At 43.8% G+C, this 13,392-nt stretch carries 9 protein-coding genes; 2 read left to right on the top strand and 7 right to left on the bottom strand.

Annotated features, from left to right (window positions below):
- The 4 genes from kdsA to LCH52_04380 are packed head-to-tail and all read right to left on the bottom strand — an operon-like array spanning position 1 to position 3,386.
- Positions 1-807, bottom strand: a complete 807-nt coding sequence (gene kdsA / locus LCH52_04365; GenBank protein ID MCA0387707.1) for a 3-deoxy-8-phosphooctulonate synthase — start codon at positions 805-807, stop codon at positions 1-3.
- Between the two features lie 2 nt (positions 808-809).
- Positions 810-1,835 carry a Holliday junction branch migration DNA helicase RuvB gene (gene ruvB / locus LCH52_04370; protein ID MCA0387708.1) on the bottom strand — a complete coding sequence of 342 codons (1,026 nt, stop codon included), beginning with the start codon at positions 1,833-1,835 and terminating at the stop codon, positions 810-812.
- Entirely contained in the window at positions 1,836-2,924 is a 1,089-nt protein-coding gene (locus LCH52_04375) for a DUF1624 domain-containing protein (protein MCA0387709.1), read from the bottom strand. It lies immediately after the preceding gene.
- Positions 2,925-2,930: 6 nt separating this feature from the next.
- On the bottom strand, positions 2,931-3,386 hold the full coding sequence (locus LCH52_04380; protein MCA0387710.1) for a RidA family protein: 456 nt from the start codon (positions 3,384-3,386) through the stop codon (positions 2,931-2,933).
- 67 nt (positions 3,387-3,453) lie between these two features.
- Between LCH52_04380 and mazG the strand changes: the two genes are divergently transcribed.
- Positions 3,454-4,212: a nucleoside triphosphate pyrophosphohydrolase gene (mazG, locus tag LCH52_04385; GenBank protein ID MCA0387711.1), complete on the top strand. Its 759-nt coding sequence runs from the start codon at positions 3,454-3,456 to the stop codon at positions 4,210-4,212.
- A gap of 33 nt (positions 4,213-4,245) precedes the next feature.
- Here mazG and dnaX read toward each other — a convergent pair whose 3' ends face one another.
- The 3 genes from dnaX to lon are packed head-to-tail and all read right to left on the bottom strand — an operon-like array spanning position 4,246 to position 8,709.
- Positions 4,246-5,736, bottom strand: a complete 1,491-nt coding sequence (gene dnaX, locus LCH52_04390) for a DNA polymerase III subunit gamma/tau (protein MCA0387712.1) — start codon at positions 5,734-5,736, stop codon at positions 4,246-4,248.
- 9 nt (positions 5,737-5,745) lie between these two features.
- Positions 5,746-6,246, bottom strand: coding sequence for a GAF domain-containing protein (locus tag LCH52_04395; GenBank protein ID MCA0387713.1), 501 nt, complete (start codon positions 6,244-6,246; stop codon positions 5,746-5,748).
- Positions 6,247-8,709 (bottom strand): endopeptidase La, encoded by a 2,463-nt coding sequence (gene lon / locus LCH52_04400; GenBank protein MCA0387714.1) that lies wholly within the window; start codon positions 8,707-8,709, stop codon positions 6,247-6,249.
- 270 nt (positions 8,710-8,979) lie between these two features.
- Here lon and LCH52_04405 point away from each other — a divergent pair, with 270 nt between their 5' ends.
- The gene (locus tag LCH52_04405) at positions 8,980-13,251 is read left to right on the top strand and encodes a choice-of-anchor A family protein (protein MCA0387715.1); all 4,272 of its coding nucleotides are present in this window, start codon (positions 8,980-8,982) and stop codon (positions 13,249-13,251) included.
- The last annotated feature ends 141 nt before the right edge of the window (positions 13,252-13,392 follow it).

Below are 13,392 nucleotides of genomic sequence, written 5' to 3' on the forward strand. Positions count from 1 at the left end.
TTACCTGACTGCCTCATCAATTTTTTTAATGCCCGTCAGAAATTCCTCGAGCTTCTCCAGAGGAAACTGACTTGCAGCATCACTTTTTGCATTTTTTGGATCAGGGTGAACTTCGAGGAAGAGAGCATCTATTCCAACAGCTACAGCAGCCCGGGCAAGTGGTTTTATATATTCAGGCTGGCCACCGCTCTCTGTCCCTTTTGAAGGAAGCTGAACGGAGTGTGTAGCGTCCATAACAACGGGATAACCTGTTTTTCTCATAATGACCAATGAACGCATATCCACAACGAGATTGTGATAGCCAAAGGTGGTTCCCCGCTCGGTCAGTAAAATATTCCTGTTCCCTGTAGAAGCCACCTTTGCGGCGGCGTGTTCCATATCCTCGGGGGCAAGAAACTGTCCCTTTTTTATATTAACCGCCTTACCTGTCCGACCCGCCGCAAGAAGCAAATCTGTCTGTCTGCAAAGAAACGCCGGAATCTGCAGCATGTCAACGGAGTCGGCTGCCATTACGGCATCTTCAGGGGAATGGATATCAGTGACGACGGGCAGCCCGAGAGTGTTCCTGACGCTTGACAATATCTTCAAGGCTTTTTCGTCACCCGGTCCTGTAAACGAGGAAACACTGGTGCGGTTCGCCTTTTTAAAGCTTGACTTGAAAATGAACGGTATCCCGAGCCGTAAAGTAATTTCCTTTATCTTTGTTGCAGTAGCAAATATGATATCGGAATTTTCTACGACACACGGACCCGCAATGAGCACAAGAGGGTTTCCCCCTCCAATTCTAATATTGTTGATCTCAACCATGTTTACTCATCAAATAAAGAGACCTGGTCTCTCCTGAAAGGTTTGTTAAAATGTCTGTATGCAAATTCTGTGGCAATCCTTCCTCTCGGGGTTCTTTGTAAAAACCCTCTTTGGATCAGGAATGGTTCATAAACTTCTTCTATTGTGTCCTTCTCTTCACCTACTGCCACTGCTATGGTAGTAAGTCCGACGGGACCCCCGCCGTATTTCTCGATTATCGACATGATTATGTCTTTGTCCATCTCATCAAGCCCGAACTTGTCAACATCGAGGGCAGTAAGGGCAGTTTCGGCAACTTCCATATCTATGGTTGCTTTCTTGAGGTAGTCGGCAAAGTCTCTCGTCCTTTTCAGAAGGCGGTTTGCAATTCTTGGTGTGCCACGCGATCTGCCTGCAATTTCAAGAGCAGCTTCGGGGTTTATCTTTATACCAAGTATTGAAGAAGACCGCTCAATGATTCCTTTCAGGGTTTCATTATCGTAATAGTCCAGCCTGAAATTTATCCCGAATCTGTCCCGAAGTGGAGAGGTCAGCATGCCGGCTCTCGTAGTGGCACCCACAAGTGTGAACTTCGGAAGGCTGATCTGCACAGTTCTCGCAGCAGGACCGCTCTCGATCATGATATCAATCCGAAAATCTTCCATTGCAGAATAAAGGTACTCCTCGACTACGGGGGAAAGTCTGTGAATTTCATCGATGAAAAGGACACTTCTCTCCTCAAGTCCGGTTAAAATGCCCGCAAGGTCGCCCGGCTTTTCCAGTACAGGACCCGAAGTCAGCTTGATTGGTACCTTTAATTCATTCGCAATGATATTCGAAAGTGTGGTTTTACCAAGTCCCGGAGGTCCGGTTAAAAGAGTGTGATCAAGGGATTCCCCTCTGTTGTTTGCAGCACCAATAAAGACCTTCAGGTTATCGACTATCTTTTTTTGACCCTGGAAACCTGTAAAAGAGGAGGGTCTAAGATTCCTCTCAAGTTCTTTTTCTTCGCCGGTGATTGTTGGATCGAGAGTTGAATTCTTTCCCATTTACCCTCTCATCATCGAGAAGTTTTTAAAATTTAGTTTGTTCAGGATAATCACAATTAAAATCATAAGTGAAGTGGTTCCGAGTGAAACAAGGAATGATTCCTGGACAGTATAGTCCCTGGTAAAATAAATACTCAACGGAGTGTAATCGATCAATAACTTGTTGATAACATACACCAGCAGTGTATTTCTTGCCATTAAAATAAATATTTTTGGATTCTGCTCAAGAATGATCGAAGTGTGAATGACAGCGATCAGTCCCATGATTATAAGTCCCGCTTTCCGTGAGACTCTGACAACCATTCCTGTTGTAGTGGCACTTTCCAGAGGAAGCGCATCGAATGCAAGCTGCAGGATAAATGAAAAAATAATCAGCAGCAATCCTGCAATCAGCAATTTCCTCACACCTGTAAGGTCCTCGAACGACGAAGGGTTACTCGATATAAAACAACCCGCACAGCATCCCGCTGTAAAATAGAAAGCATGGGGGAAGAATGTAAATGCAGACCCGACAGACCTTGTAAAATAAGCTCCCGCCCACAGTGGAAGTATCCTGCCAACATTCAACAATTCAAACACAACCGTCAAAAGAAGGATCAGGATGGAGACGAATCCTATAATATATTTAATCTGAAAAGGGAGTTTCGATGCCATCCACAAAATGAAAATGGTGAAGAGCATCGATGCACCAAGAATCTGCAGTATGTCAACAGTTAAAAATTGCTGCCAGTCAGCCTCAGTTATGGATTCTCCGTTATACAGCCGTCTGAATCCGTGAAAATTGAGAAGGTATCCTGTAAGAATCAACAGGAATCCCCTTTTTATGACCCTCTTTACCAACGGATTCTCCTTAAAAGGAAGTCCCTGGGTCTTGTAGAGGTACATAAAGAGAGTGCCTGAAGTAAAAATAAAAAACGGAACAATGAGCGTATTGATGTATTGCCAGTAATTCAAAAGGAAATCATTGGTGTTTTTGAATTCAGGTGCAAGTGTATGATCCAGATTCAGCGCAAAAATCAACAGGATAATTGCCACTGCCCTTAGCAGGTCGAGGAAAATGACACGGTTTTTACTCAGGCTTTCTGACATGGTTTCTTACTTTAATAATGCAATCATTTCAATTTCCACTGCGGAATCAAGAGGAAGCCCGCTCACTCCAACGGCACTTCTTGTATGCTTGCCGTTGTCACCGAAAAGTTCAACGAGCAATTCAGATGCTCCGTTGGCAATTTTCGGTTCATTGGCATATCCATCCACACAGTTCACAAAAACCGTTAATTTAACAATTCGCTCAATTTTATCGAGATCGCCGAGCAGTTTTTTTGCAACAGCGAGGCAGTTTATTGCACAAATCCGTGCGGCTGCAATTCCTTCTTCTTCAGAAAGATTGCCACCAACTTTCCCTCTGTAAGCAATCGTCCCCTGCTGAAGTGCGACCTGTCCTGAAGTATAAAGCAAATTCCCGACAATCTGACCGGGTACATAAGCTGCGAGAGGTGTTGGAGCATCAGGAATGACAATTCCAAGTTCTGACAGTTTTTCGTTTATCATAATATTATCTAACTTTAAGTTACTGATTTCATTTTTGTTCAATTACACACAATTCCGGAAAGTATGTATGACAGAGTTTAAATTTAAGGAATTTATCGATATTTTAAGGCGGTTAAGAAAGGAATGTCCATGGGACAGAGAACAAACCAACGATTCGATCAAAATGGCGACCATCGAAGAAGCATATGAAACACTTGATGCCATTAATAATAAAGATTTTAAAGAACTGAAAGAGGAGCTCGGCGACCTTCTCCTCCATGTTGCTTTTCACTCTGTTATAGCGGAGGAAGACGGGCATTTCACTCTGGATGATGTAGTTCAGGGAATTTCAGACAAACTGGTCCGTCGCCACCCGCATGTTTTTGGGAATGTGGAAGTGGAGAATACAACTGAAGTGATGAAAAACTGGGAAGCAATCAAAATGGCTGAAGGGAAAAAATCCCTTCTCTCGGGCATTCCCGTCTCCATGCCTGCACTGCACAAGGCATACCGCATGCAGGAAAAAGCAGCAAAAACAGGATTTGAATGGCAGAGTATTGACGAAGTGAAAGAAAAGATGCTCGAAGAGCGGGGTGAACTTGAAGAAGCCGAGCTATCGGGAGACTTTGACAAACTTGAAGAGGAGTTCGGTGATTATCTGTTTGCCCTCACAAACTATGCAAGATTCAAAAAGATAAACCCTGAAAATGCATTAAACAAAGCGAATAAAAAGTTTGAAACCCGTTTCGGTTTTATTGAACAGGAACTCGCAAAATCAAACCGGATACCTTCCGATGCATCGCTTCAGGAGATGTTCGATCTTTGGAATAAAGCAAAGGAGTTATGAGTTATAAATTATGAATTATGAGTTGGTGGTGAATTAGATTTCCCTGCCGCCAAACTTCTCTTTTATAAAAAGGACATAGGGGTCTGTTTCTTCCTTGTCATGGATGATTTCTTCTTTTTTCCTTGCGAGGGATGCGAAAAACTTCTTCTCTTCTGCGAGAGGAACCTCATTTACCACCGGCTCATCAATTTCTTCAGGATACCCCTCAACCATGGTTTCTTCCATGATGTTCTCGTATTCCTGTTCAATTTCCGATTCCAGTTCCTGATTTTTCAGATCTGAAACGGGAGTTGCCTCTGCTACTCCGGCTGGTTCAGGCTTTTTTTTTTCTTCGTCCTGTTCGGGATTCCTTATTTCTGTTTCAGGTCTGGTAACAGTGACATTCTCTCCAAAATTGGTCTTCGACAGTATCTCCACAAGACCGGAAATCGTCTCAGAAGTCTCAAATCCCGTTATCTGACTCAGGGCGAGTTCACTTCTCAACTTGTGATTTTGCGAATACCTTAGTTCTGAGAGCAATCTGCTTAGATAGTTCATCACCCTCAAGAGGTCACCTTCGGAAAAATATTTTGCGAGCTTCACATATCTCTCGAAATATACCGCAGCACTTTCAATCAGTGAAGTGTCTTTCGTGGCAGCCACTGAAAGAATGTTCCTGAAATGCTCAAGCAAACCGTTAAAGAAGTCGATAAAACTCCAGCCGTTTTTGTAAACACGGTCGCAGACGAAGAATGGCATCTTAAAATCTTTGTTGATCAACCCGTCTGTCACTTCAAAGTAAATGTCTTCATCAATAAAATTGAAAACCTTTATTACGGACGAATAATCAATTTTATCACCCGAGAATGCGGCAGCCTGATCGAAAAAGCTCTCGGCATCCCTCATTCCCCCGTCAGCTTTTTTAGCTATAAGTGTGAGGGTTTTGTCATCAATCTCAATATTTTCTTTTTCAGCAATCTCCCTGAGACCTTCTTTTATGATGTCAAGGGGAATTCTGCGGAAATCATATCTCTGACAGCGCGAAATGATGGTAATCGGTACTTTGTGGACATCAGTAGTGGCAAAAATAAAAATGGTATGCTCGGGTGGTTCTTCCAGAGTTTTCAGGAATGCGTTAAACGATTCCTTGGTGAGCATGTGAACCTCATCTATAATATACACTTTGTACTTGCCGGTAACAGGTGCATATCTGACTGATTCTGTCAGGGAACGGACTTCATCAATTCCCCTGTTCGAGGCGGCATCGATTTCAATAAAATCTATCGACTGTCCTGATTGTATTGCAAGGCAATTCGCACACACATTACAGGGCTCGGCTTCCACCGGATTAAGACAGTTGATCGATTTGGAAATTATCCTTGCAGTCGTCGTCTTTCCCACGCCCCGGGGTCCCGTGAGCAGGTAGGCATGAGCTATTCTTCCGCGTATTATCGCATTTCTGAGAGTGACTGTCACATGCTCCTGTCCAAGAACAGTCTCGAATGTCTGGGGTCTGTATTTCCGTGCTGAAACCTGAAAGCTCATAATCTCTTCTTAAATGTTTGGAATTGTTGTTTTTGACAATAACAGTGCAACAAGCTGCTCAAGATATAATCGGTCAGTATCGTTGAAAGTGGAAAAATCGTAACTGTCGAGATCGAGCACCCCGTAAAGTTTTCCCTCTTTTAGAAGCGGCACCACGATCTCGGAATTGCTCCCTGAATCACATGCAATATGCCCCGGAAAATTGTGAACATTTTCCACAATCTCCGTCTCCCTGGTTACCATTACCTTTCCGCATACTCCCTTTCCCGGTTGAATTTCGGTGCAGGCAAGCTTCCCCTGAAACGGACCGAGTATCAGTTTCCCATCTTTGACGAGATAAAATCCCGCCCAACTGACCCTCGGGAAGCTCTCTTTAATGATCGCAGTGAAATTGGAGAGCGACGCCAACCAGTGATCCGCCTCCTGAATCAAATGAGGCATCTGCTCAAGAAGGGATTTATATACTTCCTCTCTGACTGCAGAAACGGGTAAATTCAACTCGGAACTCATTTAATTGAGACTTTCCGCCGGAGTCCGGCGTTTCTTTTTCACTTCAGAAACTGTTTCGGCATTTTTCTCAATTTTCCCGGCAACTGTCGTTTTCCAGTCAGGGAAAACCCAGTCCAAAGCCTCCTCAACAGTTTCGACCGGAACGATGACAAGGTCCTTTGTGATGTTGGCTCGTATTTCTGCCACATCCGCTGTATTGTCATTCGGAATCAGAACTGTTTTATAACCGTTTCTTCTGGCAGCAAGAAGTTTTTCATTGAGTCCGCCGATTGGTAAAACTTCACCTCTAAGCGTAATCTCACCCGTCATTGCAACTGTGTCGCTCGCAGGAATCTCCCAAAACGCAGAGAGCATCGCCATGATCATGGTGATTCCGGCAGATGGTCCATCCTTTGGAATCGCTCCCTCAGGCAAATGGATGTGTATCTCTTTATTAAGAAGAAAATCGGGTTTAAGACCAAATTTTTCGGCATTCGACCTGATGAAACTCAAACCGGCCTGTGCTGACTCTTTCATCACATTGCCGAGCTGACCGGTAAGTGTAAGTTTTTCCTTGCCGTGCATTACTGTCACATCAACCTTCAGGATGTCACCTCCAACACTCGTCCATGCAAGTCCTGTTACACTTCCTGTTCTCGCACCTTTTTCATAAATATGTTTTTTGTAGCGAGGGGCACCGAGATATTTTTCCACAATTGCAGGTGTAATGATATTCGGTTTCTTCGAGTTTTTCTCGTGTGTCTGAATCTTTACCACAAAATCTTTGGCAACTTTTCTAAGAACACCCGTGATTTCCCTCTCCATGTTCCTTACTCCCGATTCGCGGGTGTAATTATTTATTATCTCAAGAATCGCCTCATCCTCAAACTTCACCTTGGCTTTCCCCAATCCATGCAGTTTTATCTGTTTAGGAATGATGTGTCGCTTGGCTATTTCAAGTTTGTCAACCTCAAGGTAACTCGAGAGCTCGATAATTTCCATTCTGTCCTGAAGCGGCAGAGGGATGTTATATCTTACATTTGCTGTAGTTATAAAAAGAACCTGCGAGAGATCATAATCAACTTCGAGATAGTGATCGTTGAACGCGAAATTCTGTTCCGGATCAAGTACCTCAAGCATCGCCGAGGAAGGATCTCCTCTGAAATCGGAACTAAGTTTGTCGATTTCATCTAAAAGTATCACGGGATTTACAGTACCAGCCCTCTTCATCGACTGAATTATCTTACCGGGCATCGAACCGATATAGGTCTTGCGATGGCCCCTTATCTCGGCTTCATCCCTGACACCACCAAGACTTATCCTGACAAACTGTCTGCCAAGTGCACGGGCAATCGATCTGCCAAGCGAGGTCTTCCCCACTCCCGGAGGTCCTACGAGACACAGAATCTGTCCCCTCATGTTCTTCACGAGATTGAGTACAGCTATGTGCTCTATTATTCTCTCTTTTGGTTTCTCAAGTCCAAAATGATCTTCATCAAGTATTTTTTGCACATGAGCAATATCGAGCTTGTCTTTTGTCCGCTTTTTCCACGGAACTGCTATCAGCCAGTCGAGATAATTTCTGATAACTGTGTATTCAGGCGACATCGGAGGAATTTTCGAGAGCTTGTTATACTCTTCGATTGCCTTGTCTTCCACTGATTCTGGCATCCCGGCAGATTCGATGCTCTCGAGAAGTTTCGCTTCCTCTGAAAGGGCATCATCTTCTCCAAGTTCTTCCTGTAGAATTTTGATCTGCTCCTGAATTATAAACTTTCTTTGCGTTTTTGCTATGTTCTCCTGAACCTTGTGGTCGATCTCCTTTTCAACTTTAAGAATTTCAATCTCACCACGAAGAAGTTTTATCAACTCATAATACTGGTCTTTTAATTTCCCCTTCCTCATTATTTTCATTTTGCCGTCGATTGCCTGGTTAATGTTCGCAGCAGCAAAATAGAGTTTTCTGTCGGGTTCGGAAATGTTCTCAAATGAGACAAGAGTTTCAGCATTAATATTTTTATTTAACGAGGCATACTCCTTGAAGGCGATTTCAGCCTGCCTTATCAGCGCGGTGATCTCAGCATCGTTCGACATCTGCACTTCCCGCAATTGAATTGCAGCTTCAAAATACTCGGTTTCGGAGGTGAAATGCTTAATCTTCCCCATAACCAGACCGTCGACCACTATTTTTAGCAATCCGTTTGGCAGTTTCATCGTCTGAACAATTTTCGCTATCGTCCCCTCACGATATAACTCATCGGGTCCCGGTTCATCAATATTTGAATTTTTTTGGGCTGCAAGAAATATGAGTCTGTGGTTGTTTAGTGAGAAATTGGCTGCGTTTACAGAGAGGTCTCTGCCAACCAGAACAGGTGAAATCATATATGGAAAAATGACAAGATCCCTTAATGGCAATACAGGTATTATCTCCGGAATTTCGACTGTAATGCTCTGCTCTTCAGGCTCGTTTATAATTTTACTCATGTTTGTCTAATTTGTGAAAAATAACCTGTAAAAATATCAATAAAGATCTGGTTATTCAAGGCACTCTTTTGGGAGTGGATATTATTTTATTTTTTGCGATATTCCACCGCTAATTTGCCTCTATTTTATACACTCAACTGAATAAATTCTCATTTTGAGGCACTCCTGAAATGAGAAACAGCAATTTTGGGGCAAAAAAAGAGCTTTTCCTTTGGTATGATTTTTGCATCAAAATTGAAGGTTCTTAAACAATTAACCATGGATAATATTATGAGGTCTAACAAGATCACTCTATACAATTTTCTTTTTGTCTTTTTGATGTTCTCCCCGACATTGTTTGCCGGCAGTAAAGTGCTGGATTACAATGTGACGCTTAACGGCGTAACCTGGGATGTCACCAATAACAGGACAACTTTTACCTATCTCGTGGTAGGGGATGGTTCCGGAAAAGACCTCTCTCACTGGGTGATAGCGCTTTGTAACAACCATACCGGGGTAACGGGTTCACCAAGCCCGACTGCCATCGGTACCGACCCGACCACACAATTATACGGATTTAAGTGGGACTGTGGACAGAAAATTGGTCAGTCGAAGGTTTATACACTTGTCGTGCCGGGAATCTGGGATACAGCCCAGGTGCAGATAGCCGCCAAAGCCGGTCAAAATATTGATTACGGTACTGTAACCGGGCCTGCATGTACTGCTTACAACCCCAAGGCTTCGGTAGGAGACAGGGTTTGGCTTGATACCGACAAGGATGGCATTCAGGATGCCGGAGAGAGTGGCGTGTCGGGTGTTACGGTTAAACTTTACGATTGCAACAACAACCTGATCGCAACCACAACCACAAATTCAAGTGGCAATTACCTTTTCAGCAATCTCATCCCCGGAGATTATTATGTAAAATTTGAACCATCTTCAAGTTATGTTTTCACAGATCAGAATGAAGGTTCAGACGATTCAAAAGATTCAGATGTCAGTGAAGCCACCGGAAAAACTGGCTGTACTACACTCTCACCCAACGAAAATGATCTTTCGTGGGATGCGGGTCTTACCACCGTACCGCTTCCTGAGGGAAAAATTGGCAATAGGGTATGGAATGACCTGAATTTCAATGGTGTCCAAAATGATGGTGAACCAGGTCTCGCAAATGTTACCGTTAAGTTATACACTTGTGATGGTACTCTACTGAGTACCAAAGTAACCAATTCCAATGGAAATTATCTTTTTGAGACACTTCCGACCGGATCATACTACCTTGAATTTATAAAACCAAACGGTTTTGTTTTTACAACAAAAGATGCCGGATCTGACGATGAAAAAGATTCAGACGCCAATCCAGCAGACGGAAAAACCGCTTGTTTCAACCTCCTGACAGGAAATGAAGATGAAACCCGTGACGCCGGTCTTTATGACCCTCTAACTATGAAGGGTTCTCTTGGAAATCTTTTCTGGAAAGATATCAATGCAAACGGTCTTCAGGATAACAACGAACCGGGCATAAGTGGTGCTACTGTGAAGTTGCTCAATTGCAGCCTTAATCAGGTGGCTACCACAACAACAAACAGCAGCGGAATTTACTCTTTTACCAATCTCACACCCGGTGATTATGTTGTAGAATTTACACTTCCATCAGGATATGTTTTTTCTCCATCAAACCGTGGTTCAGACGATAACAAAGATTCTGATGTCGATCCAAATACAGGCAGAACTGTCTGTATCACTCTAGCCCCCGGTCAAACCGACCTCACATGGGATGCCGGAGCTTATGTGCCTGTAACCTGTGCCACTGACTGGTCAGGCACTCTTGGACCCGACTCTGCAATCTGTCTTTACACTCCCCAGTGGATTACAATAACCGGATCAGTCAATTTGTTGCCACCGAATACCCGTGCGCAGCTTCAACTCTCCTGGAGAGTTGTGAAACCTTCGAATGTGAACAACTGCCCTCCGGGATTCGACCCTTGCACACAGGACCATTATTCACAGAAATGGATTTACGGTGACACCACATTCACAATGCAAGCCTGGTGGCCCGGAATTTCACCAACCGATACCCTGGTTGAGATTCACTATGGAATGAATATCCTCGACTGCGATGGTAACCCGATTAAGAACGGTATTGGCAGAGACCTCTACTGGTATCCCTGGGTATGTCCACCACCGAATTCTCCGGATGCCGATCTGAGCCTGATTAAATCGGTTTCAAATCCAACTCCGCAAAACGGTGAAACTATCCAGTACACTATAGTTTTGAACAACGCAGGTCCCGGAACCGCAACCGGAATCAAAGTTAGCGATGTTCTTCCCGCAGGTATTGTGTATGTCAGCTCCAGCCCGACAGTTGGAAGTTTTGATTCCAATACCAATCTGTGGACAGTTGCATCACTCGCTGCAAATGCAAGTGCAACACTTGTTATTAATGCACGGGTGAATATCAATCTGATGAACTCACTCTCATTCGACCTTGGAGTGGCAAAAAATTACAACCTTTTTGTACTGAACGACTATACTGCTCCTTCCTCTGATACAGAGGGCAAGGTAGCTGTTGGAAATGACTGCAGAATAGGTAACTACAGCATCGGTGATAAACTTCAGAATTCAAACGGTACCGAAGATGTGCTTGTGGTTGGTCATAACCTCTACTTCACATCAGGCAGAGTTTACAACGGTAATGTGGTGTATGGAAACTATGCCGAAGTAACTCCCTACCTTGCCACAATCACTGAAGGTACGCTCAGAAAAGATTCAGTTATCGATTTCCCTGCCGCATCAGCTTATCTGTTGAACCTTAGCAGTCAGTTTGCAGCCTATGGAACAAACGGTTCTGCCGGACTGCAGTATGGTAAACTCTCATTGGTCGGATCAAATCCGTCATTGAATGTTTTTAAGATCTGGGCTGACACACTTTCGATGGCAAACGATTTCGAGATCAGCGTTCCCAATGGAGCTTCTGCCCTCGTGAACATTTTTGGATCGTATGCCAACTGGAAAGGCGGACTGAATGTTTATGGAACTCCGTATTCGAATGTTCTTTACAACTTTGTTGAAGCCGATTCCATAACTATCTCCAATATCGATGTCAGAGGCTCTATTCTTGCTCCAAGAAGTGATGTGAACTTCATCTCCGGTGTACAAAACGGTCAGATGGTTGCAAAGAATGCAAAAGGAAAAGGTCAGTACAACCTCGTACTCTTCAGAGGCAATATCCCCGTTGACACAACTGTTGTGAATACCGCAGAAGTGGTTGCTGTTGTTCAGAATGACCCTGACTCACATCCGAACAACCATAACAAAAATGAAGATGACATGAGCTCTGCTTCCATCGTTATCAACAGAGAAGTAAACAACACTACGGGTTCTTCTTACAATTGGCAACAGGTATCAACTGTAGGATTCAACCAGATTATTCTTACTATGGTTACAGACCAAAACGGCAACCTGCTCGCAGGAACCTTTGGTGGTGGAATCTACAGATCGACAAACGGCGGTGCAGAGTGGACTTTGATAAATTCAAATATGCTCTCTGTCTATGTCTGGTCATTGATCTCGGTTCCGGGTGGAAAAATCTACGCCGGTACTGAGTCAGGAATCTATGCTTCAACTGATAATGGTAATACATGGTCTGTGGCAGGTTTGAGTAACCGTGATGTAAGAGCCCTGCTGCTTGGAAACGGCGGAACAATATACGCCGGTGTCTGGGGAAGTGGTATCTATTATACCGATGACTTCGGATCAAGCTGGACAGAATTCAGCACCGGTCTTACCGATCTCGCTGTTCATGCACTTGCTAAAAACAGCAACGGTGACATCTATGCAGGTACAATGGGCGGCGGAGTTCACAAACTCTCCCTCGGAAGTGGCGCATGGATCCATCTGAATTCGAACCCTGTAAGCAGATTCATCTGGTCACTCACCGTTGACGGTAACGGTGTTGTTTATGCCGGAACCTATGGCGACGGTGTAATCAGAAGTGAAGATGCCGGTGCTTCATGGCAGAGAATTTCCTCAGGAATGACCGCTTCGCATATCTATGCAATTGGTCACGATGCAATGAACAATATCTTTGCAAGTGCCTGGGGCTCGGGTGTTTATATGCTTCCTGTGGTTGTCTTCAGAGGACTACCCGATTTCTGGATGGATTTTGGTCTGTCAGGGAAGAATATCTCCTCGATAGCTGTCAATTCTTCAACCAACCAGGTGGTTGCAGGTACTGATGCCGGTGATATATATAAAACAGACATTATCCTGTCCGCCAAGGAAAATTCAACAGTTCCGACAGAATTCAAGCTGTTCCAGAATTATCCGAATCCGTTCAACCCTGCCACTGTGATTGAGTTTACTCTTCCATCAGTTCAGGATGTTAAACTGGTTGTGTATAATATCCTTGGCCAGCAGATTCAGGTTCTGAATAATGGACAACTGAAACCCGGATATCATAAATTTACTTTCGATGGCAAGGGCCTTGCGAGCGGTGTATATTTCTACAGACTCGTAGCCGGTCAGTTCAATGAAGTGAAGAAAATGATTCTCCAGAAATAAGCAGATGAAATTCGGATATCGCTTTTTAATTCGAAAAATCGATACCTGACTCTCAATAAATTAGATCTTAAAAGCTGCCCAAAGAAATTTGAGGCAGCTTTTTTTTGTCCCATTCGTCATTTATATCCTCCATTCATCCAT

This window comes from Bacteroidota bacterium, assembly GCA_020161395.1.
Classification (GTDB): domain Bacteria; phylum Bacteroidota; class Ignavibacteria; order Ignavibacteriales; family Ignavibacteriaceae; genus UTCHB3.

Bases quoted from the DNA above. Each gene is read 5' to 3' on its own strand.
- kdsA (MCA0387707.1), bottom strand. From the start codon at position 807: ATGGTTGAGATCAACAATATTAGAATTGGAGGGGGAAACCCTCTTGTG.
- ruvB (MCA0387708.1), bottom strand. From the start codon at position 1,835: ATGGGAAAGAATTCAACTCTCGATCCAACAATCACCGGCGAAGAAAAA.
- LCH52_04375 (MCA0387709.1), bottom strand. From the start codon at position 2,924: ATGTCAGAAAGCCTGAGTAAAAACCGTGTCATTTTCCTCGACCTGCTA.
- LCH52_04380 (MCA0387710.1), bottom strand. From the start codon at position 3,386: ATGATAAACGAAAAACTGTCAGAACTTGGAATTGTCATTCCTGATGCT.
- mazG (MCA0387711.1), top strand. From the start codon at position 3,454: ATGACAGAGTTTAAATTTAAGGAATTTATCGATATTTTAAGGCGGTTA.
- dnaX (MCA0387712.1), bottom strand. From the start codon at position 5,736: ATGAGCTTTCAGGTTTCAGCACGGAAATACAGACCCCAGACATTCGAG.
- LCH52_04395 (MCA0387713.1), bottom strand. From the start codon at position 6,246: ATGAGTTCCGAGTTGAATTTACCCGTTTCTGCAGTCAGAGAGGAAGTA.
- lon (MCA0387714.1), bottom strand. From the start codon at position 8,709: ATGAGTAAAATTATAAACGAGCCTGAAGAGCAGAGCATTACAGTCGAA.
- LCH52_04405 (MCA0387715.1), top strand. From the start codon at position 8,980: ATGAGGTCTAACAAGATCACTCTATACAATTTTCTTTTTGTCTTTTTG.